26 protein-coding genes are annotated in these 21820 nt (G+C 50.7%); 4 read left to right on the forward strand and 22 right to left on the reverse strand.

What is annotated here, in order from left to right; translation table 11 throughout:
- Positions 1–687 precede the first annotated feature (687 nt).
- Both tnpA and C4542_02015 read left to right on the forward strand, forming a co-directional pair.
- Positions 688–1095: an IS200/IS605 family transposase gene (tnpA, locus tag C4542_02010; GenBank protein ID RJO62756.1), complete on the forward strand. Its 408-nt coding sequence runs from the start codon at positions 688–690 to the stop codon at positions 1093–1095.
- Positions 1096–1098: 3 nt separating this feature from the next.
- A complete protein-coding gene (locus C4542_02015; GenBank protein RJO62757.1) occupies positions 1099–2514 on the forward strand; it encodes a transposase in 1416 nt (471 codons plus the stop codon).
- Between the two features lie 19 nt (positions 2515–2533).
- Here C4542_02015 and C4542_02020 read toward each other — a convergent pair whose 3' ends face one another.
- From C4542_02020 to C4542_02030, 3 genes are all read right to left on the reverse strand, one after another.
- Positions 2534–2917 (reverse strand): hypothetical protein, encoded by a 384-nt coding sequence (locus tag C4542_02020; protein RJO62758.1) that lies wholly within the window; start codon positions 2915–2917, stop codon positions 2534–2536.
- A gap of 183 nt (positions 2918–3100) precedes the next feature.
- The gene (locus C4542_02025; protein RJO62759.1) at positions 3101–3520 is read right to left on the reverse strand and encodes a hypothetical protein; all 420 of its coding nucleotides are present in this window, start codon (positions 3518–3520) and stop codon (positions 3101–3103) included.
- Positions 3501–5054 (reverse strand): hypothetical protein, encoded by a 1554-nt coding sequence (locus C4542_02030; protein ID RJO62760.1) that lies wholly within the window; start codon positions 5052–5054, stop codon positions 3501–3503. The genes C4542_02025 and C4542_02030 overlap by 20 nt, the downstream gene beginning before the upstream one ends.
- A 122-nt stretch (positions 5055–5176) precedes the next feature.
- Between C4542_02030 and C4542_02035 the strand changes: the two genes are divergently transcribed.
- A complete protein-coding gene (locus C4542_02035) occupies positions 5177–6322 on the forward strand; it encodes an NUDIX domain-containing protein (protein ID RJO62761.1) in 1146 nt (381 codons plus the stop codon).
- A gap of 469 nt (positions 6323–6791) precedes the next feature.
- On the opposite strand, the gene C4542_02040 is transcribed toward C4542_02035, so the two are convergent.
- Positions 6792–7241, reverse strand: a complete 450-nt coding sequence (locus C4542_02040) for a hypothetical protein (protein ID RJO62762.1) — start codon at positions 7239–7241, stop codon at positions 6792–6794.
- 4 nt (positions 7242–7245) lie between these two features.
- On the reverse strand, positions 7246–7851 hold the full coding sequence (locus C4542_02045; protein ID RJO62763.1) for a stage II sporulation protein M: 606 nt from the start codon (positions 7849–7851) through the stop codon (positions 7246–7248).
- A 166-nt stretch (positions 7852–8017) separates the two neighbouring features.
- Here C4542_02045 and C4542_02050 point away from each other — a divergent pair, with 166 nt between their 5' ends.
- Positions 8018–8536, forward strand: coding sequence for a hypothetical protein (locus tag C4542_02050; protein RJO62764.1), 519 nt, complete (start codon positions 8018–8020; stop codon positions 8534–8536).
- Here the strand turns inward: C4542_02050 and C4542_02055 are convergent.
- From C4542_02055 to C4542_02135, 17 genes are all read right to left on the reverse strand, one after another.
- Positions 8533–8979, reverse strand: a complete 447-nt coding sequence (locus C4542_02055; GenBank protein RJO62765.1) for a pilus assembly protein — start codon at positions 8977–8979, stop codon at positions 8533–8535. The genes C4542_02050 and C4542_02055 overlap by 4 nt on opposite strands.
- 3 nt (positions 8980–8982) lie before the next feature.
- Entirely contained in the window at positions 8983–9456 is a 474-nt protein-coding gene (locus C4542_02060) for a hypothetical protein (GenBank protein RJO62766.1), read from the reverse strand.
- A complete protein-coding gene (locus C4542_02065) occupies positions 9425–9970 on the reverse strand; it encodes a prepilin peptidase (protein RJO62767.1) in 546 nt (181 codons plus the stop codon). The genes C4542_02060 and C4542_02065 overlap by 32 nt, the downstream gene beginning before the upstream one ends.
- A 137-nt stretch (positions 9971–10107) precedes the next feature.
- Complete coding sequence (locus tag C4542_02070; GenBank protein RJO62768.1) at positions 10108–11535, reverse strand: hypothetical protein; 1428 nt, start codon at positions 11533–11535, stop codon at positions 10108–10110.
- The gene (locus C4542_02075) at positions 11522–11848 is read right to left on the reverse strand and encodes a multidrug transporter (GenBank protein ID RJO62769.1); all 327 of its coding nucleotides are present in this window, start codon (positions 11846–11848) and stop codon (positions 11522–11524) included. Before C4542_02075 ends, C4542_02070 begins: the two co-directional genes overlap by 14 nt.
- Positions 11849–11901: 53 nt before the next feature.
- The gene (locus C4542_02080) at positions 11902–12099 is read right to left on the reverse strand and encodes a hypothetical protein (GenBank protein ID RJO62770.1); all 198 of its coding nucleotides are present in this window, start codon (positions 12097–12099) and stop codon (positions 11902–11904) included.
- Positions 12100–12148: 49 nt separating this feature from the next.
- Complete coding sequence (locus tag C4542_02085) at positions 12149–12346, reverse strand: hypothetical protein (GenBank protein ID RJO62771.1); 198 nt, start codon at positions 12344–12346, stop codon at positions 12149–12151.
- A gap of 15 nt (positions 12347–12361) precedes the next feature.
- Positions 12362–13060 (reverse strand): glycosyltransferase family 2 protein, encoded by a 699-nt coding sequence (locus C4542_02090; protein RJO62772.1) that lies wholly within the window; start codon positions 13058–13060, stop codon positions 12362–12364.
- A gap of 51 nt (positions 13061–13111) precedes the next feature.
- On the reverse strand, positions 13112–13309 hold the full coding sequence (locus tag C4542_02095; GenBank protein RJO62773.1) for a hypothetical protein: 198 nt from the start codon (positions 13307–13309) through the stop codon (positions 13112–13114).
- Positions 13310–13375: 66 nt separating this feature from the next.
- Entirely contained in the window at positions 13376–13954 is a 579-nt protein-coding gene (locus tag C4542_02100; GenBank protein ID RJO62774.1) for a hypothetical protein, read from the reverse strand.
- Positions 13955–14127: 173 nt separating this feature from the next.
- Positions 14128–14970 (reverse strand): hypothetical protein, encoded by an 843-nt coding sequence (locus C4542_02105; GenBank protein ID RJO62775.1) that lies wholly within the window; start codon positions 14968–14970, stop codon positions 14128–14130.
- Positions 14967–15857, reverse strand: coding sequence for a hypothetical protein (locus C4542_02110; protein ID RJO62776.1), 891 nt, complete (start codon positions 15855–15857; stop codon positions 14967–14969). Before C4542_02110 ends, C4542_02105 begins: the two co-directional genes overlap by 4 nt.
- The gene (locus C4542_02115) at positions 15857–17203 is read right to left on the reverse strand and encodes a CpaF family protein (GenBank protein RJO62777.1); all 1347 of its coding nucleotides are present in this window, start codon (positions 17201–17203) and stop codon (positions 15857–15859) included. The genes C4542_02110 and C4542_02115 overlap by 1 nt, the downstream gene beginning before the upstream one ends.
- A 2-nt stretch (positions 17204–17205) precedes the next feature.
- The gene (locus tag C4542_02120; protein RJO62778.1) at positions 17206–18486 is read right to left on the reverse strand and encodes a hypothetical protein; all 1281 of its coding nucleotides are present in this window, start codon (positions 18484–18486) and stop codon (positions 17206–17208) included.
- The gene (locus C4542_02125; protein RJO62779.1) at positions 18483–19121 is read right to left on the reverse strand and encodes a hypothetical protein; all 639 of its coding nucleotides are present in this window, start codon (positions 19119–19121) and stop codon (positions 18483–18485) included. The genes C4542_02120 and C4542_02125 overlap by 4 nt, the downstream gene beginning before the upstream one ends.
- Positions 19122–19134: 13 nt before the next feature.
- A complete protein-coding gene (locus C4542_02130; GenBank protein RJO62780.1) occupies positions 19135–20319 on the reverse strand; it encodes a hypothetical protein in 1185 nt (394 codons plus the stop codon).
- Entirely contained in the window at positions 20320–21774 is a 1455-nt protein-coding gene (locus C4542_02135; protein ID RJO62781.1) for a hypothetical protein, read from the reverse strand.
- Between the last annotated feature and the right edge of the window lie 46 nt (positions 21775–21820).

A 21820-nucleotide genomic window follows, 5' to 3' on the forward strand; every position in this document is an offset into this window, starting at 1 on the left:
TTCAAAAGAGCTTTTTCAGGCAATGATCAGTCTTGCAAGATGCTGGCCGAAAACCGTTTCAAGAGAAATATGGCACATCCAAATTAAAGGCACTGCTCTCTAAACAACTTAATCTTTGGGCATAAATACTTTGATGAACTTAAGTTGATACTCAATCCTTTTGATGACCTCTAAGGCTTCTTGGAGAATCATATTTTTTCGCGCCATCATGTCGATAATCTCTACAGCCACCTCGTTAACAACACCGTGGCGAATATAGAAGTCCAACTCGTCTTTTTGCAACATTATTCAGCCTCCTTTTTTTACGGGATAAAAAAGAGCCGAAACCGGCTCTTTCCCTCAAAAATATTTCACCCTTGCGGCGCCGGATAATCCCCCTTTGCATCCGGCCCCTCCCGCCCCGGCCTTAGCGCCGGTCTGCCTCCGCAGGGTGAAATTTGCTCCTCAGTTCTCCAGCGCCGTCCTTTTAGCGAGCAAAGGTAACAATAGGCATTTTCGGCGCTTCCGGCATCCTGGGCACGCCGTATCCCGGCGGGTTAACCAGCTTCGGCTTTACCAGTATGCGCCGTAAAGCCCCTGGCTTTAGCCATGGGGATATAAGGCGCGCCAGGCGAAAGCCTGGCAAAATAACTGTCTCATAGCGAACATATGATTGTATTATGCTGCATTGTATGGTATAATACTCTCATGAAGCAATATACCATCTCCTACAAATCCAACAACAACATAGTCTATTCCTGTAAGTATCACATAGTATTTTGCCCGAAATACCGGCGCAAAGTTCTGACAGATGGAGTAGATGGGCTTCTAAAAAATATCATACATGAATTCGCTGCAGAGCATGGCGTGGACATAATCAACCTTGAAATCATGCCGGACCACGTACACATCCTCTGCGAAGTTGACCCGCAGTTCGGTATCCATAAGTTTGTTAAGTGGTTGAAGGGCCGCTCCTCCCGGATACTGAGGGAGGAGTTCCCCTGGCTCAAGAGCCGGCTGCCGACGTTGTGGACAAACAGTTACTTTGTCAGCTCCGTGGGCGGCGCGCCGCTGGAAGTAATTAAGCAGTACATTGAACAACAAAAGGGTGTGTAACATATGGGCAGGTCCAAAACGCCGTCGTTTATCACTGAATTCCCACTGGCAACCAATTCAGAGCAAAAACACGTCCTTAACTCCCGCTTCGAAGCCGGCCGGCAAATATACAATGCCTGCCTGGGAGAAGTATTAAAGCGCCGCGACATGATGCTGCGGTCGAAAATCTACCGGGCGGCCCGGGCTATGCCCCATAAAACCGAGGAAGAAGCAAAAGCCAGGTCGAAAGCCTTCAAAGAAGCCAGGGAGAAGTATGGCTTCACCGAATACTCTTTGCATGACTATGTTGGGATAATCCGGAAATCATGGTTAGGCGAGCACATAGATTCTCTCGCCGCGCAGAAAGCAGCTACCAGGGCTTTCGACGCTGCCAATAAGACCGTCATTGGAGACGCCGAAAAAGTCCGGTTCAAACGCCGCGGTGAGCTCGAATCCCTGGAGGGCAAGAACAACGCTTCCGGCATTCGCTGGAGAGACGGCAAGGTTGTTTGGAACAGCCTGGAGCTAGAAACGTTAATTAACGTAAAAGACCCCGTTATAGCCCACGGGTTGTCCAGTCCGGTAAAATACGTCCGGATCGTCAGGAAGATTATCCGCGGAAAAACAAGATTCTACGTCCAGTTGGTTTGTGAAGGCAAGCCATACCGGAAGGAAAAAAACAAAGTCGCCAGGGGTAAAATTGGCCTGGACGTGGGACCTTCCACCATAGGGGAAGTAAACAATGCCGGCGCCGGGCTCGACCTGTTCTGCCGCGAGTTGGACAACCTCCAGAAGACGATTGGGGCGTGTCAGCGTAAGATGGACCGCCAACGCAGGATAAACAATCCGGACAACTACAACCCGGACGGCACGGTCAAAAAGGGCAAAAAGAAATGGGTCAGTTCAAAAGGCTATTTAAGAACCTGCGCCAAATTCGCCGAATTGAATCGCCGCCAGGCGGCGCATAGAAAATCGCTTCATGGAAAATTAATCAACGATATCCTGCGCCGGGGCGACGAAATCTACCTGGAGAAAGTATCATATAAAGCATGGCAAAGGGTATTTGGCCGGTCGGTCAATTGCCGCGCTCCCGGCATGTTTGTTTCCGGTTTAAAACGCAAAGCCGACTCCGGCAACGGACAGGTGATTGAGTTTCCCACTGGCAGCACCGCTCTCTCACAGAGGTGTCACTGCGGGCGGAAATTAAAAAAGAAGCTTTCCGCCCGGTGGCATAGCTGCGACTGCGGCGTGACAGCCCAGAGGGACTTGTATTCAGCTTTCCTTGCCAGACACATAAAGGAGGACGGTAACGGCAAACGCTACCTGGATATTGGTTCAGCGGCTGCAGAGTGGCCGGCAGTCAAGTCTTTGCTTGATGCCGCGATTGAAGATGTTCGTAAAAAATATTGGTATAAAGCGCCTGCAAGTTTCGGTTTGTAAAAGTTTATCACGGGCTCATCTACCCGGGCAGCCGGGCAGGGCGGAGTCGTCCTGGTGCGGCGAAGGTGGGCCTTATGCCGAACCCGCGAGAGCTAAAACCGGTTTCATCAGCCGGTTTAAGGACGCCTACGGCAGGTTGGAGCGGGTCGCCGCGAAAGTTGTCTGGATGATGCAACATGCTAAGGCTCTGCCAGGTTCGTCCGGCGGAAAGAGGCAGGCTGACAGGCAGATACTTGTGGTTTAAGGTCAGGAACCCCCTGGCTTTAGCCATGGGGAGGCTCAGTATCGGCAGCGGAGTTAGATCCGGTCCCTCGCCCGGCGGTATTCCGACGTCATACGCGTGCGCGGCTAACGGCAGCACCAGCAGCGACACACAGAACATTAGCAGCAAAATCTGTCTCATTTTCTCACCTCCTTCTTCCTTGTAAAAAAGTAGAAAGCCGGATAATTTCCGGCTTTCTACTTGGCAGACGTGCCGGGCGAGCAAAAAAAAGAGCCGAAACTGGTTCCCTCATTAAAAGAAGCGCTGTTTTCGTTTCCACCCGCCGCCTCCCTTCACTTTCCAAAAAGCCCGGCCTTCCGGGCTTCATGCAAGCTTTTTCACCATAACGACCAGCTTTTCTTTCGCCTTTCCGCGAAGCTCCTGCAGCAAGCAAAGCCTTACCATGTCCGGGTTGGCGCTCAGCGCGTCGATAGTCTCGTCCAGAACCCTGACGAAACTCTTGATGTTTCCAATCGCCTGTATCTCTTTCCGCTCCCCGACGCGCAGGAGCTTTTCGCTGTCACCGTTGCAGATGTGATATATCCCACCAAGCGCGTAGACAGAGTGCCCGACGTCCCGCAGGCTGCGCGCCAGACCGTAGATCCTCGCTCTTGCACGTAAACCGCTGTTCCTGTACATGATCATTGCAGCTTCAGCTACAGGCACACCTTCCGGATAGTTTTTCTCCAACAGTTTCAGGAATGCGTCAGCCATTGTCGCTCTTTTACGGCTTTTCTTTGCCATCAATCTTTTCACCTCCCTTTAGAACCCTTAGCGCTGGCTTTTTGCTTTCAAGTAACTCAAAACATTGGCCCATTCTCATTGCCAATGTTTCAAGCGACACTTCAAATAGGTTAAAGGAGGTAGCCCCGGCTATAACATCAACGGCGTCATGTAGGTCAGAAGCCGTTTTTCTCTGAGTAATGAACAGAATCTCCTTTGAATATTTTTGGAGCATGAGGGACAGCGTTTCCGATAGGTCGATCGCCGCCTCCCGCGCTTTTTTCATCAGGCTCATCATTTCCTCCTGAGCCGGGTCACTCTTCGGCCTGTTCTCTTTTCGAGTCAAGCTTTTCTTCAGAATCTCTTCCCGGCGCTCCAATTCCTCCACGCGCTCCTTTAATTCCCGGAGCTTTACTTCTTTCCGCTCGCCGTCCGTAGCCATGTCCCGCATCCGCTCCTGGAAAAAGTTGCGCTCTTGCGACAAAGATGCCGCCCTGTTCCTGGCTTCTTCCAGTTCTGCCCCTAAGACCGGGTCAGCGCGGTAAACCACTTTTTCGACGATTTTCTCGATAACCTCCGGCTGGGGCAGTTTCTGTTCCTCCAGTTCTTTGACCCGCTTTTTCAGTATGTTTGCTTCTGCTCTGTATTTGTTTTCGGCTTCGGACGCTCTTTGTTGCGCAAAAACCAACTCCCGCTCCTTTTCGCTCAATTCTTCCTGCAAGACAGATGCTTTATCAACAGGTAAACTTTCCCTTAATTGCTCCTGCATGTCGGTTATAGCTTTTCTAAGCTCCCGTTCCTGTTCTCCGCCGGCTATCTGCAGCTCGTCCTTCTGCTCAGTCAGCCTGGCTACGGCCTCTTTTAATCCACTTATCTGCCGCTCGCTCTCAGCCCGAATTTCAGCCTCGATTCCGGCGCGCAGTCCCTTCGCTTCGGATTGCTTAAGGCCGGTTATGCTCTCACCGTAAGCGTCTAGCAATTGCCTCTGCGTCTCCGATGAAAGGAAAGCCAATTCGTAGGCGGCGGTGGAACCGAGTTTGCCGGAGGAAACAAGAGTTTGGAATTCGGGAACGAGGTCGTTGAGTTTGTCACAACGCTGAACCTGCCTTTCGGTCATCCCCACAACATCAGCAATTTTCAAAACGACATTTTGTCGTTTTGACCCATCATCTTTTTCCATTTTTGGTTCGCGGTACCCACCGTGTTTCACCCCATACTTTTCCTTCAGCACCCTGACCAGCCTCGCCGCCTGCATGTCCGACAGCTGCCTCCTCAGCAAGTTGTCCTTAATTAACAACTCTACAGCCTCGTCGCTGTCGGCAGAGACATCCCTGATAACTACCGGCACGTGCGTAAGCCCAGCCTGCTTAGCTGCCTCCAACCTCAAGTGCCCCGCCAGCACGGTGTAATCGGTTGTAGCGATTAACGGGTTAATTATGCCTTCTTCTTTGATGTCATTGACAAGTTCTTGCCAGAGGCTTTCGGGCAAGGCGTCGGGAAAATACTCCTTGTTTTTCGGATGCGGTTTTAATAGTGCAATTGGTATCAGGTTCATGAAAAAACACCTCCTGAAAAATACAAAACCGGGGTTGTCCCGGTCATTTGCCGAACCGCCGTTGTTTCGGTTCTTCCAAAAACAATACGAAAAGTATATACTGTTAACGGAGGAACGCGATTATGCCTTTTACTGATTTTGCTTTAAGCGTTGTTTCTAACCTGGCGGGCAATATACTTACGGTGATATTTCTTGCCCTGGTTGCTTTTCTTGCAGCCGTTTCCGCAAGAAAACTGTCTATCCTAAAAAACAGAAAACCTTACTCTCAGATGATAGTTGATGACCCCGCTTTAACATCGTATTTCTGCCAACATTCAGATATAAACACCCGCTATCACACAAAAAGCCGTTTTAAAAACATCATACCCGAATGGCACATTGAATTCCTGGTGGAATATTATAACAAGTTGACCGGCTCACGCTCCTTCAACGGCCCATGCGTGCGTCTTGACGGATATACGGTGGAAAACGATTGTCTGACGCTGGAACTATCCACCGTTGGTTTCTACGACCTGCTTTCGACTAACATGACTGTTTTCCCCGGCAATGTGCGTTACAGCGGTTTTTGGAAATACATTTCTCTTCTCTCTTACCTGCCGGGATACTACAGCGTCCTCGCCGAGTACAAGAATAAGATATTCAGTGGTAAAGATGATCCCGAGTTCCCGGAGATCATCGGCAACAACCGCCTCGCCAATGTCCTGGCGGTAAGCGCAATGGTAATGGACAGCCAGGGCAACACTTTGATTGTTAAGCGGACTTCTTCGCTTGCTATCTCAGGTAGCATCTACTCCGTTGCATCAACCGGCACGGTCATTGAAAGCGACTTGGTGGGCGAAAAGGGCAATGTTTTAAGCAGAGCCGCTGTCCGGGAAATTACAGAAGAAACCGGCATAATTCCTGATAGCGTCCGTATTCTCGATATTGTTTTAACAAAACAAAAATACCAGCCTATAGCGTTGGCAAGATGTGATGTCGCCGACCTCAAATCAGCTCTATTGAACACAGCAAAGGCAAAAGACTTTCCCCAGGAGGTCAGGGAAATGTATATTTTAAACATGTCTGACGTTAAAACGTTTTTTGCCGTGCTGTCGAAAGCCGAGTTATCACCTGCCTCCGCCTATTCTCTTGAACTGGCTTTCAGGCAGTTTCACAACATCAGCGGCGGCGAATTCGAGATCATGAGAAGAAAACGCTTCCGAAATATCGGCAACTACAAGCTCTTCTCCGAATGGAAATACCGGTCGAAGGTTATTACAACCTCGTAGAGGTATGGGAATTGTTTCAGCAAATTGTCCACCTGTCCTTCCTGCTCAGCCGTTTCCAGGCATTTCCCGGCGAACTCGAACACTTTTTCTTTGTCCAGATATTTGGCTTCAATCGCTTCTCTTAGTTTTCCGGATATTTCACCGTACATTTTGCCATTATCACCTCCATCCTACAGGGTACGCGCATACCGGGCTGATAGACAAGATTATCAACCCCTTAATAAAGAAAACCGCCCGCAGCATCTATCCGCCGCGGGCGATTTTCCCCTGTCCTATTTTTTGCCTCCGCGTTCTTTGCAAATGTCAGTTATAGCCAATTTAAGAGCACCTTATGCTCCCGATCCCGCAAATCTCCCGCCTGTAAAGCGAAGGCTCTCAGGACCGCTTTCTCAAGCCCCTGCCTTCAGGCGTTGATAATTGACACTTCTACCAAAAGTGGTATGATTAAAGGACAGGGGACGAGGCGTTGTCAGAAGTGTTTGTCCGTTGCACTCCCGAAGAAAAGGGAACTGAAAGGCGCCTCCCAGTGCACTGCCAGCGCCCTGTCGCCTTCCGCCAGGACGTCAACCGTCATGCCGGCCTTAACATATCTCCCTAAATCGATCGCTTCGTCAGGCCGGTTTAAAACGTTCATCCCGGCTTGGACGGTCGTCGTTTTACCGATCTTGAACGTTAATTTCTGACCGATTAAAGAATCGTCTCCGCTTTTTTTCACTTCCAGGGTTACAGAATCGGATGTGACATCGGTCACCTCTCCGGTCCGCACCATCTTTTTCATCTGCTCCATTTGCTTTTGGGCTATTATCTTTGTTTTTTTCGCCGGAGCAATGTCCGTGAAGTACCAGTGGCCCAACACGCCCAAGCATGCGCCAATAACGGCGGCGGCTATTATCAGTAATACTATTCTTGTCCTATCCATTTTTTTAACTCCCCCTATATAATACTTTTGCCGCGAACAGCGCCGCCGGGGTTACATACACCTCGACCAGCGCCGCTACGGCCAGCGGGCCGGCGACGTATGTCATTCCGCGCAACAGCCTTTCTTTAAGCCCTGCGCCTTTAAGGCATACAGCCAGCACGCACGCCCCGATCAATGCGGGTATTTCGATGACCCCGTGCGGCGCGAAATACGATACCGCCTCCTGCCACGGAGCGCCGGAAGCCGTCAGATCGCCGTACACCGCTCCTATGACCGCGGCGTTGACCGCCAGCACGAACGCGGGGAACAACCCGAAAAGCCGGCGGCCGAACGCCAGCACAAGCAACGCCACTACAATGTTTTTGGCGAATATAGCTCCCGCTAGGATAAGCGGCAGGTTGCCGCCCGCCCTGTCCACCGCCTCGACCATGCTTATAGCCGTATTTACGGACGGCGAGAGGGCGGCGAGCGCCTCGCGGTGGAAACTGTATCCCGCATAAAGAAAAACGGTAAAGACGAAAACAAAAACGGCGGCGTAACTGAACAATGCACGCGCCGGCAAGCGATGTTCTGTTTTATCTACAATCTGCAAAATCTTATCATTTGCCACCTTTCGTTACATTTTTTTATCCCGGATAAACAATATGATTGAAGGAATTAAAACAAGAACCGCCAACACTATGAGGCAATAGATGCTTATTATTTTTTCCAGATAGGCTTTAACCAAAGATATTATTACAACTCCGGCAGCCGAAGCTACAACAGGAGGAATATCTATGTATCCTGTGTTGTTTCCGATTAAGTTAAAAAGTCCCCCAAAGCGCCTTTTCATGATATTGCTTTTTATCACCCTTTCTTTTTCAGGACTTGTTATTACAAAAGCAAAACTAAACGCCTCAGATATGATCTTATTCTTTCTCTGCTTCGTTATCGCCCTCTTACTATTTACTCTCCCGATACATGAATATAGCCATGCTCTTGGTTTTAGGTTAACAGGTGTTACGTGGAAGGTATACCTTACTTATTGTGAGGCTCTTGCTGGATGCCAAGTGTCCCGGTACAAATATGTTTGCCTGGCACCTTTGTTTACGCTACTTGCTTCTATATTACTTCTTTTGCTGCTCAATAAGTTTTTTCCAGGATGGCTATTCTACGGCTTGCTTCTCGGTGGTATTTCCAGTTTTCCGGGCATTACCAGAGATATATATTGGTTCTTTCAGCTTACAAAACTCGACAATAGTTGGATTGTATTTGATCATGGCAAATACGCCGATGTTTTCCCTCCAAATTTTTAATCCTCGTACTCATGCTTCGCCGACCCCGCCGCCTTAAATATAAACTCCTTCGGCCACCACGACGGGTTGTCTTCGGCGGCCGCCAGGCGCGGGACCAGCGGCAGCGCGTTGGGCATCCTGTACGTTATCACGCATGTTACCCAAGCCCCGTCCTCCGTGAACTTCACGTCGTTGTCGGCGTTAAAGTTCCTGCTTCCCCCTTTTGGGTACGCGGCGTTTTCGGATAGCAGTCCTTCCTGCTTTAAGACGTCCCACGCCACCCGGCGGGCATTGCTCTCTTTGTGGTTTATCCCGTAGTCGCGGGCCGATTCGCGCGCGGCCATCGCCGCGCAGGCCCTTATCTGGTTCAAGTGGATCATGACGAAGCCGGCGAAAACAACAAAAAAGATGAGAGGCGTAAGCAGCGCCCAGGATATAATTGCAGAGCCCTTTTCCCCGCGCACCAGTTATCCCCCCTCGCTAATTTTGAAGTACGCTTTTCCCGTGATTTTCATATCATCCGTCAAGTCGTTCCCTCCTATCAACCGCGTCAGCTTTTTTACGGGCGTGGGGTAGTGATAGGTTACCTCACAATATGCGTAGCTCCCGTCCTTTTTTACCTTGATGTCTGTTTTTTCATTAAAGGTAAGCTTTTTCTTCTCAATTTCCTTTACCGGCGTGACGTTCACCGACCCGACGACGACCTCTTTCGCTTTTTTCCCTGCCTCATCTTTAGCTTTCTTTTCGCCGAAGTGAGCCGCGTAATACCTCGCCCCGGCCCGGGCGGCCTCTTCGACGACGCTGGATACGTCAGCCATCTGGCCGTACATGACTCCGCTGTAAATCAAAACGATCAACAGGGGAAACAATAAAACCGTCGCCACTACCGGTGCGCTGCCGTTTTTGTCTTTATAGAACTTGCAGATACGCAAAAATATCACCCCCGAACATTTGCGCTAATTGAACCGCGATATACCCAAACAAGACAAAAGGCGCGAAAGGCGCCTTGGCAACGTCGAGCTTCTCTATTTCGGGCCGCTGCAGCTTTATCTTTAGCAACAGAAACATAAGACCCTGTTTCTCTGTCTCCCACGTGCGCCTGAACCCCCATTTCACAAGACGCACCGGGATTGACCACAGCGCCATTAACGTAATAGACAATAAAAACAAGGCGAATATTTCATCCTGCCCTACGATACTCCCCAAAGCTATAAGCATCTTCGCGTCTCCCGCGCCGAAGACGCCGAGAAAATAGAAGAACAAACCGAACGCCGCCCCCCATATAAGGCCGTGCATAAAAAAGCCCGGGTTTTTTATGCTCAGCGCCGCTCCAGCGACGACCCCCGCAACGTTCAGCCAGTTCGGTATTCTGTACGAAAGCATGTCTATGTGCGAAGCAGCCAGTAAAAATACTGAAGCAACTAGATATCCCAACATTTCTTTTTTACCCTCCATTCAAAGCGTTGCCCATCTTTTGAGTTGATGATTTTATCCCCGGCGCGAGGTTCTTGAATATAATCGAACATAAAATCGCGCAGGCGATCAACACCAGCAACCACTCGACAACCCCTCCGCGTTCGTCTCTTGTAAAATTACGCGTCTCTTGCATAAACAACCGCCACATCGTCCCTGTAGACCTCCTTCCAGTTATCTTTCTTTAATATCCAATCCAGCGGGCCGTTCGACGGGATGAGCGCCGTCTTAACGCCCCAACCGTTTAATATTTCAACCGGGTTCTCCAGTTGTTCAACATCTTTTCCGTACCCCGGAGCAGCGGCGTGCAGATAATCCTTAAACACGCCTTTTCCTGACGATACGTACATGTCCGCCCTGCCGTCAATAAACACCGGTATACCTTCCCATATTAAATAGCCGCCCCACGAGTAATAGTTGAACACTCTGTCCGTTAGCCTGTTTTCCTTCATGAACGACACGGCTTTAATAGGGAAATAGACGCCTTCCTTCGGGTTGTCCACCCACGCCGGCGGCCATGACCATGCGCTGAAAATTATGAACACCGCGGCAAGAAAAGCCGCAGCCGCCTTGCTTAAATGGTTTGCCGACACGCCTTTGACGGTTGACGCTATTAACAATGCCCCCGCCAAAGTGAAGTAAGGGACGTGGCGCAGGGAGACGAGCCACAGGGCGCATGTTGACGCGGCAAATAATGCTTCAAACAAAGAAGGCCGCTCTTTTCCCAACGCCGCGACTACAAGCACCAAAAGCAGCAATACTAACGCCGGCAGAAGCACCGGGTTATGAAAGTTGGGCGAAAACCACTCGCCTACGTTGTTGGTAATCTCCGGGTGCGACGACGCGAAAAATGTGTAATACCAGATCCCCGTCCCCTGCTGGCTGCAAAAACTCGCCAGCAGCATCGCTGCCGTGGACACGCCCAGTTTTTTGTGTGCTTCGGTCCCTCTTTCCAGCGGCGCACCCCTAAATAAATAGGGATATACGAAGACCCCTGCCGCAAACAGCACGCCCAGCGGGGCTGAACTGTGGATGTTGGCCCATACGAGCGCGACAAAGGACAGCAGATAAAGCTTTTTCGGGTTGTCTTTCGCGGTTAACACCAGGTAAGCAGTGAGGGCAAATAAACCCTGCGCCATCACGTGCGGCCTCGCGTCCCAGGCGTAGCTTGCAGCGATCAAGGCAAGCGCAGAGAGCATGGACGCAAGTGGTAGAGAGCATCTCCTTACGAGTAGTCCAAATAACGACAGAGCATAAGCGATTATCCCGGCGCACGTCAAAAGCCACACTCCCCACTTCCCGGCGTAAGCGTAGCTCAAGTAAGCCAACACCTCCCAAAGCCATTCGTGCGCAGTCCAATGAGCTCCGCAAGCCGTCCAGGAATAAAAGTCAGAAACGGGAATCATGCGGTTCTCTATAATCCACTGTCCGGTTTTGACGTGCCATAGCGTATCTCCTTCGATCAATGGACTCCCCGCGTCAACGCAGATATATGCCAATGCCGCAAGGAACAAAATATGCCAGACATTGATTTTAACTTTTCCCAATCATTACCACCCCCAAAACGATTAAAACTGTTCCAACGCATTTTACTGCGCTTATGGGTTCTTTAAGCGCAAGAACCGATAAAAGCAGCACAAGCGTGAAATTTAACGCAAGCATCGGATAAGCTGTTGAAAGCGGTAGTTCGGATAAAACTCTTAGCCAAAATAGGGACGACGCGCCGTAGAGAAAAAATCCCGCAATTGTGTATGGACATAGAAGCGCTTTTCCTAAAGACGACCCCGAAGCGCCTATTTTCATACATAGCTGGCCGAACGACCCGAGGAGCACCGCTATGGCCGCAAACGCATAACTTATTTTTAACCACCTCCTTTACAAAAAAAAGAGCCGGGGTTCCCCGGCTCTTTTCTCTAATACGCCCTGATGCCGTTCACCGCCGCGGCGGCGTTTGCTCCAGCGTCGTTGATAGATGTTCCGACGTTGCCGGGGCTGTTCTTTAGTTTTGCGTAAGCGACCGCCGCGATTATTACCCCGGCGATTATGGTCACTACCCATTCAACCGCTCCCCCGGATTCATTAGCCAGGAAGGTTTTTAGAGCATTAAACATAAGTATTGCCTCCTTTCAAACTTTTTTAAAAATTCTTTCGGATCTTTTCTTAATACGGTCTTATACCGTCCACCGCCTTTGCGGCGTTTGCTCCAGCGTCGTTGATAGACGTGCCGACGTTGCCGGGGCTGTTCTTTAGTTTTGCGTAAGCGACCGCCGCGATTATTACCCCGGCGATTATGGTCACTACCCATTCAACCGCTCCCCCGGAATCGCCGGTAAGGAAGGTTTTTAGAGCACCAAACACAAGTATTGCCTCCTTTCATAAAACTTTTTTAAAAAATCTTTGCGCCGGATCTCTGCGAACCAGCCCGACGACAGACCCAAGCATCCGGCTTCCGTCTCCCCACATCTTTACGGTTGAACCCGGCGCGTCGCTCCACTCGACAGGCACTTCAGCTACGTCAAACCCCATGCTTTTAGCCAGCAGCAACACCTCTACGTCGAAAGCAAACCGGTACTCATAAGAACGTGAAAATATCTCTTGCGCCGCGTCTTTTGTGAACATCTTAAAACCGCACTGCGTATCTTTGTACCGCAGTCCAGTAGCCGCGCGGACAAACAAGGCAAACATCTTGCTTGCCAACCGGCGCGCCGGCGACCAGTCGTGGATAATCGACCCGGGCATGTACCTTGACCCGATTGCTATATCCGAGCCGTCTCTTATCGCCTTCATCAACATTGCCGCATCCTTAATCGGCGTGGCCATGTCGGCGTCCGTAAACAACACCACGTCGCCCTTTGCGGCTAGCGCGCCCCTGCGCACCGAGTACCCCTTGCCGTAGTTTACCGAATTGCGCAGAACTGTCGCCCCGTATTTAGTCGCCAATTCAAACGTTTTATCGGTTGAACCATCGTCCACGACAATTATCTCGCCTACAGGTCCATATGTCGTTAACTGCCGTAAAGTCTCCGGAAGCCTTTGTTCCTCGTTGTACGCCGGGACAACCACGCTCAGCATTTTTCCACCTCCTTTAAAGAGAAAAGAGCCGGGGTTCCCCGGCTCTTTTCTCTAATACGCCCTGATGCCGTTCACTGCATGTGCGCCCCACGCGCCGGCGTGCCATATAGAGTCTCCAATTCTACCCGGCGAGTTTTTCAACTTCATGTAAGCGACCGCTATGATTATTACCCCGGCGATGATGGTTACCACCCATTCAACGGCGACGCCGGATTCGTCAGTTAGGAAGATTTTTAGAGCATTAAACACAAGTATCACCCCCTTTTTTATAAAAAACTATCCCTGAAAACCCATGCGGCTCGTCCCGGAGGAAATTCACAAAGTCGGCACGACCTGCGCCGTGCCCTTTGCCTTTACCGGTATCTCGCGCTCTTTTTCGTCAACGCCAACAAGCCACCCGGCCAGGGCGCCGCTCATCAGAAACGCTTTAACCCTCGCGACCGCTTCGTAGGCGTAAGAATCGCCGTAACAATGCACCCCCTTTTTTTCTTTATAATAGGTGTCCGGGATTACGTCGCTTTTTATGGAGCCCGGTTCCGTCCGGACGCCCCATTTGTTGCTTTTCGGCATGTTCTTGCCGTATGTTTCTCCTGCGTCTTTATCGGCTCTGTTTTTGTCATACACACTCATATGGACGGCCTTAAGCTTCTGCTCGATCCTATCCGGCACGCCGTCCCCGTCCTCGTCGATTGGGACGTAATCATACTCGCACTGAGCCCGAGCGGTCATAACCCCGGCTAGAGCCGCCGCGTCTACAGCCGTCCGCAGCCTCGCCCTGACAGCGTGAGCGCGCGAAAAATCAAACGTGACGACGCCGAGCACCAGAAATATAATCATGAAATATAAAAAGAGCACGGCCATACCGCGCTCGTCTTTGATAAAGTTCCTGAACATAACCGCGCCCCACTTTCATTTAACTATCCGGTTGAACGACTCCCCCAGTTCCCTGGAAAAATTGTTCGTCCCGGGTTTTATCCTTTTAAAAAACACTCCTACCATTATTGCCGCCACTATAACCAAAACTATCCACTGCACCGCCATGCCGCGTTCGTCTTCTAAAAATCGCCTCATAGCAACCCCCCTCCCGTCTGCATCTGGGTGATTATCATCGGCGCCAGAGTTAATATAATAGACGGGGTAGCCATTATGAACAACGCCAACTGCATCTTCTGCTCCGCCGCCTTCGCCTGGCCGATTATCTCGGCCCTTCTCCGTATTCTTGCATCGCTGACGGCCGTTTGCAGGGATTCTACTATTGAGACCCCATATTTCCGGGCCTGCAACACGGCGATCGCCAATCGCCGGACGTCCGGGACGCCCGTTCTCTCAGCCAATCCGTCGAATATTTGTTCAAACGGCAGGCCGATCCTGGCTTTCGCGATGCAAACGTTAAGTTCGTCGCGAAGCGCGTATTTTTTGTTCATCCCAGACGCCGTCCACTCCAGCGATTTTTCCAGCGAGAGGCCTCCGGCCTGCGCCGCGGAAAGCCGGGAGGCGACCGTCAGGAACTCTCTCTTCATTTTCCGGCGGCGCTCAGCAACCTGAAAGTTGAGCCACCAGTCCGGCAGTTTTGGCGTCAATATGAAAGCCAGAGCCCAGTATTCGCCCAAGAAAGAGGCAAATACCATTATTATCGAAACGCCAAGCGCCGCAAATCTTACCGCGTCGTATGTCTCGGGCGTCAGCCCTTTCGGCCGCCCGGCCAACTCGATCAATTCTTTTGCGTCAGCGGGTCCGAACAGTTTCACAAGAAAAGAATGTCTTCCCAGCAGATTCCGTAAAACGGCGGCTGGGTCGCCGGGCTGAAATTTACGCTCAACCAACAGAGGGTTTGTGGTCGCGGCAGCGCGCAGCGCGCACATGGCTGCAACCACAGTAAAAAACGCCAGCGCTCCCATTAAGATAATCAAAATTCCTCAACCCCTTTGATAATCGTCCACATTAACCACGCACCAAAAATATATAACACGACGCACCCGCCGAGCACGTTTTTACCCAGCGGATGGTTGAACAGAACCTTAATCAAGTCGGGCGCAACGAAGAACATGGCCACAATATATGCCAGAGGCATCGCTCCAACTATCAATCCGGACATTTTCACACCCTTTGTCTCCTGGTCAACCTGGTACCTCGCATTCGTTCCTTCTTTTATATTTCTTATTACCGACCTGATTAGTTCTAATGATTCTCTTCCGCCTACTTTCATATACAGCTCCACAGCGTCCCTCAATTCTTCGGTCTCAACGCATGGCACGCGCCTCGCCATGCCGGCAAAGGCTTCAGACGGGGGAACATTCGCATACTCAACCGCCATATAAACGCGGGACAGTTCATCCTGCACTTCTCTGGGAGCTACGCGGGCCGTCTCTCTCACCGCTTCTTTTATACCCATGCCGGACTCAAGACAGCCGAGGAGTATGTCCACCACAAACTCCATGTTGGTTTTAATTGCTTTTACTTTTGCCTTTGTCACAAATGTAGACGCCGGGCGCGGCGCAAACATGAACCCCAGCATCCCCAAGGCTACACCTATGGGTACGCCGCCCAGCAGGCACCCGGCCATCGCGCTCACCACAGCGCCGATTACCGCCGCCGTGAACGCCGCATCGGGGGACATCGCTGTGTCGCGCGACACGCCCCATATACGATACAAATCTTCCATAACGCTTCTTTTCGCTTTCGACAACCTGGCTCCGGGCTCCCGCTCAACGAGCGGGTTGCGCGATGCATAACCGGCAACGAAATACGCGGCTGATAACACTGTAAAAAACGTGAGCATTCCGACAACCAATAACATTAGACCACCCCCTTGAAAAATAAACCGAGTTCTTCCCTCTCTCTGTCCGTCAGGAAATACTTCAGCTTGCGGTGAAGTAAAAAGCCCGGCGTTTTACCCAACGCTTTCAGTTCGCCTATCGGCTCTTCACCCGGCGCAAAACCTTTCAGGTCACATTCAAACAAAGGCACAATCGCCGGCAAAGATTCTTCCGCGCGCCGCACCTCCACTACGTCGGTTATCCTTCTATGACCACCAAGCTGTGAAAGATAAACGATCAATTCCACCGCCGCCACTTTTCCGGCGCGCGCTGTCAAATCTTTGTAAGAGCCGTCCGGATACGCCGCAAGCATATCGGACAGCCGCTGCGGCACTTCCTCCGGGCTTTCTGCATGCACAGTGCTCATCGAGCCGGGATGACCTATGTTCATCGCCTGAAGCGTGTAGTAGGTCGTCTTTGGGCATCGGCTTTCCGAAACAAGCACGCGCGTCGGTTTCATCCGCAACGCCTTTTCAAATATCAGATCTATCGGCACCTCTCCGACCCCCTCCGCGTTGGCGCGGCGCGGCTCGAATACTTTTACGACCGGCGTCGGCAGCCAGGGTCGAGAGGGGTCCGGCTGACCCACCTTTGATTCCGCCGGGTCTTCCACAAAGACCAGGTTTTCTTTCGGACCGACGCACAGCATCAATGCGTTCAAAAATGTGTTCTTGCCGGAGCCCATCCCTCCAGCAGCATATATATTGAGCCTAGCTTTCACAAAAAGCTTGAACATCTTGACCAAATTTTCCGGGAAGAGCTTCCTCTCGGCAAGCTCTTCCAATGTAAACAACCTGGAAAACTTGCGTATCGTCACGCTGGTCCCGCGCACTGAAGGCTGCGGGATAGTGATAACGACGCGCGACCCGTCTGGCAACCGGCAGTCTTCGATAGGCTGGAATTCGTCTACTTTCCTGCCGACCGACGCAGCCATTCTCTCGGCCGTCCGGCGGAGATGCTCCTCCGACAGGAAATTTTTTTGCCATTCCTTTACTTCCCCGTTTTCTTCGTAGGTTATCAGGTCATAGCGGTGAATCCATATGTCGGTTACATCCGGGTTGGACATTAGTTCGTTGATCGGTCCGTATCCATACATATCCCTGATCAGCAACTCCAAAGCTTCGTTCACATGGTTGGGGGCGGCGCGATTTTTTATTATCTCTCTGAACAGCCCCTTCGCCGCGCTCTGTTCGCCGTCCTTAAATATGTCTGGGCGCTCCCTCCATGCGCGCACAAAAAATTCAGCGCGCACTTCGTCCAACACTTTTTCTGACAGGAGTGGGTTCGTCCGTGTGGCTGCACCAAACCTTGTTTCGTAAAGCGACATTTTCAGTCTACCTTTCTTTTGTTTTTAAAAGAAAATACGTTTTTCAGACTCAACCTTTTCTTGTGTTCTCGGCGCATCTCCGTTCCTACCAGCGAACTGCATAACTTTATTATCTCAACCGAAAAAGGAGAGTCCGGCTTTAAACACATCAAGGGGGCGCCCTTACCTTTATGTTTTTCTATTTCCTTGTCTTCCGGCAACTGGGCGCGCGGCGGCAGCACCATGCCGGCTTCTTCTTCAAATAAGTTCAATATATGTTTTACGGTGAACCATGTACTATGATTTCTATTTATTACCAAAGACACCTTTGACATGTCTCCGAATATCTGCCTCGCTTCGTATTTGATAAACTTTGCTAATTTTTTGACGCTTTCATAGTCAACGTCTATAACCAACAGTATTGACGACGCCTTATCCAGAGCGACAATCGCCGCGTCCCTTCTTTCCAGCGCCACCCCGAGGTCAATGAACATAAAATGGAAATACTTTTTTGTTATGAGCATTATTCTTTCTGCGACTTCAGCGGTAAGTAAAGATCTCTCACCGGGCAAAAGGGGAGGCGCCAGATAATATACATTCGCTTTCTCATGATAATTCATACATTGCCGCACTTCTTCCCAACCCGATGATAAGCTCAGGTCTTGCCAGGAGACGACCGTCTTCATCTCGTCCATGCCGGCGAAGCCCATTGCCACATCTCCAGACCCATAATCCGTGTTGAGGTCGATTAGTGCCGTCCGGAATATCTTTCCTTTGTCCTTCTCAATCTTGCTCGCCCACATTCCGACGGCTGCGGCGGAGTTGGTGGAAATAGTAGTCTTCCCCGCGCCGCCTTTTGTTGAGTAAACCGCTGCTGTGAACGTATTTACAACTTCTACTTTCCCTGAAGCATTGAAACTAATCTCGTTGTTACCTTCTTTTTTGTCTTCAAACTCGAACCGCGTCGGAGACATTTTTGACAAAATGGAATAAATCGTCTTCAATGACTTTACTGGATTCTCCGGTACGGTCATTACCTGGCTGGACGATAACCTGTTGTATGTATCCATATCTACGCTTCCCGCCGTGAACACCTTTATGTTCGGACGCAGGTAAGCTATGTCAATCGCTGCCTTTGACCATTCCACAGGCACCAGCACGCCGTCTGGTTTAATAACGTCAACTTGCGCGTACAACCCTTCAGTCGTAAACACTTCGCCGGCCACTGCTATTTTATCTCCAGCAGCGCGCCGGCTACTTTCCACAAATTCACGGCTGCCGCCTATGATTATCCGTGGCGTCATTCGTCACCACCAACCTTCGGCTTCGGTTTTAAAACAAAAGTAATATCGCCGGGCTCGTAAAAATACGGCAAAACTTTTTCTATTTCATCCGACTTAAAAGCCAGAACAAGCCCTTCGCTTTCGTTCTCGCCGTACCGGTTTCTGGCTACTAAAACGTCTGAGGCTATATTTACAACCGCCGGCTCATCTTTCTTTTTCTCGTTTTTCTTTTTAGTGTAGATATCCACAATATCGCCCTCGTTCAAAGAGCCGGCGACCGTCGTGGAAAGCTGCTTCGGCAGAGCGACGGCCCTGTACGTTTCGCCCAGGGCGGCGAGTTTTCCTGACATCATCGCGTTCTGCGGCGGCTCGAACATCGAATTCCTCAACACCGTGCCCGCAGGAACAAAGCCCTTTACCACCATCCCGGCTACCTGCTGCGGTTCTATAACAACATCTTCGTATAGCCCCATCCTGAGAGCATCTTCATACTGCAGGAACTCCCCGGTCACGACCTGCGCCGCGCCCATATCTTTTTTAGCCGTCACCACTCTGACCGTGCCGGTGTACCTTTGCACGGTCGCTACGGTTACCAGGGCTGCAGCCGATGCCAGCAGGACCGTTACGGCCAGCCACAACTTGTAGTTTTTGACCATACGTCTATCCCCCCTAAATTTTTAAAATTTCACATACGGCGTTTGATAGCTCGCTGACGGATGTGTCGTACTCCACGCTTATTCCCACAGGAGGGTTATTCTCCCGCTGGGCCGAGTTGAGCGCAACTTCCTCCTCGGAGCCTCCTATCACGCCTATAACTCTTTTCACACCCAACTCCCCGGCGTAAACCTCGGGGGACAGGCCAACTCCATACAGCATTCTGTTAACTACGAGAACGTGCAGAGGCCAACCGGATTCCACCCATGAGCGCGCCCGTTCAAACGCCATAACCGACGTGTCGGTGACCATTATTACGCAACTGGCGCGGGACAACACATCTCCTATTGGCGCTCCTTCCCCGGTGTCTATTATCACTATCTTTTTCTCTTCCTCCTTGCACTCGGCCAATTGCCCCAAAGAATCACAGAAAACATAATCGCGTTTCGCAGCGGACTCGGGGCTTGATCCATAATAGATATACCCGCCGGGCTCTTTTCCAACTTCTAGATGCAGCGCGCCGTAATCACTCATCGAAGCTGCCAGCGACGCGCAGATAGTGCTTGCTCCGACGCCGCCCTTGGCCCTGACTACAAGGACGACGTGCTCGGCGCCTTTAACGAGACCGCCAAGCGGCTCATCAAAACGCTGCGTCTTTTGAACTGCGCTATCTGCCGCTAAACACCGCGTTTCTTCTAAATTACTCCCTTTTTCCCATAAAGAATAATCTATAGAATTATCTTCACCTGGTTCACCCGGCGACCACAGGACCGGCTCGGGATAAAGCTCTTTCTCGGCGGCGCTTCTTGCCGCCGCCACAACAGCTTTTATCCCTATTCCCCGCTGCGAAACCGCGTCGGTTATTATATTCCCGGCTCCATCGACCACTTTTCCGTTATTTACATACAAAAGACATCCTGGAGGAACCCCGGCGCTTTGCGCTTCTTCTTCCATCTCTTTTCCTCGCCGGTCCTTATCTCCCACCAGAACAACCACGGGAACATTCATTCGCAGCGCGGATTCAAGCGCTTTATCCTCATTTATTTGAACCTTATCTGAGCTGCGCAACACTACCGCAACCATTCCCTTTTCAATCTCTTTTAAACTTACTGGAAAAGGCATACACGACAACCCCGCCGCCCTCTCCATTTTTTTTACTTGACCATCGTCCAGCGGCAAAGCAAGACATTTCAGCTCCATTTAACCTTTCATCTCCTTTTTTAGGTTTTCAACCAATAATTTTACTGATTTTGCGAACCTGGTTTTTCCCCATTTTACAGGCGGCACGTAAATGTTTCTTTTTTGTGACTCTTTCCTCGATTTCTCCATCAGCGCCGGGTCGTCCGGTATTGTCGCGCATACATCTAAATTCATAATGTTGGAAATATCCTGCGGGCTCACTTCGGATCTCGCGCTCACGCAGTTTACCACCAAAGACATCTCTTTTTCCGAAAGAAACGACGCTCTACCCATCCGGTACATAGACACGACGTTCACTGTGCTCCAGCTTGGCTTTGCGACCAGCACTACTTTATCCGCCATCCTCAGCGCTTCTTCTGTTTTTTTAGAGAGCAGGGCCGATCCGAAATCGAGAACAACATATTCATACTCGCTGCGTTTTTTAGCAATGAACTCGTGGATACTTTCAAGACTCTCCACCTCGTCAATGAACACAACTTCTAAATCGCTTTTCGGGGTTATGCCGCCGCGGGTAAGAGCGGTTAAGCCGCTGTTTATATTATCCATGTCTATAACTACTGTCTTATGGTTCACTGACAACGCGAACGCTGTGTTTATCGCCAGCGTGGTTTTGCCCTGGTCTCCTTTCGTCGATGAGTAGAAAGCAACCACGCTCCCTTTACCGCCAACCCCATCCACTTTAAATACCTTTTCAAGAACTCCCAGAGCGCCTGTCGCGTTGGTCTTTAACACCGCATTATGCCGTATTGCTTCAGACCAGATATCAGGCGTCGCCTCTCCCACTTTCCCCATTGCAATTAAAAAAGAACCGTTGCCATTTCTCAGTGCGGCAATTTCCTCAATATCAACTATAACAGCATCCGCGCTGTCAGGCTTCTTTTTTATCTCCCATCCTTTCTTAACAATCAAGTCCGCGCATTTTTGCGAGTTCGGGCCGATAAGGCATACGGATTTAAACGTCGCGATGGAAGAAGCTTTTCCTTCCTGTTTTACCGGCCTGTCCTTTCTAAATATACTTAGAAGGCTAAACCCTCGTGCCTTTTGGCGGCTGCTTCCGTCGTTATCCATATCGCTTCTCACATCCGCCAGTGTTCCCGGCGTCATTATGCGCCGGGCAATTTCCCGGGGTTCCACGGGGTCATATACAACATCGTACACGCCCAACAGGGCAGCGTCTCTGACCACGCTTCTCGCCTCCGGGTCGTTGCGCCGGCCCGGCAGAAGGATCACTCTAACGTTTTGAAGCCTCAACTGCTCCACTACTTCAAAAAATTCTTGCCCTCTCTTTAAGAGCCGCGACAACACCACAATGTCCGCGCCACGCTGCTGCGCCATGGTCAGAGAAGCCTCCAGGTAGTAGCATTCGCCTACTACTTCCATCCCTTGTTTTTTTAATTCCCTGGCTATGCTTTTATCCAGGCTCTCCGTGCCAGTGGCTGTAATTATTCTTTGCATTTACATACCCCCTTTACGATCCAAAAAAAGATACTTGTGAGACCGG

It is taken from the genome of Dehalococcoidia bacterium (genome assembly GCA_003597995.1).
Lineage (GTDB): Bacteria > Chloroflexota > Dehalococcoidia > Dehalococcoidales > UBA1222 > SURF-27.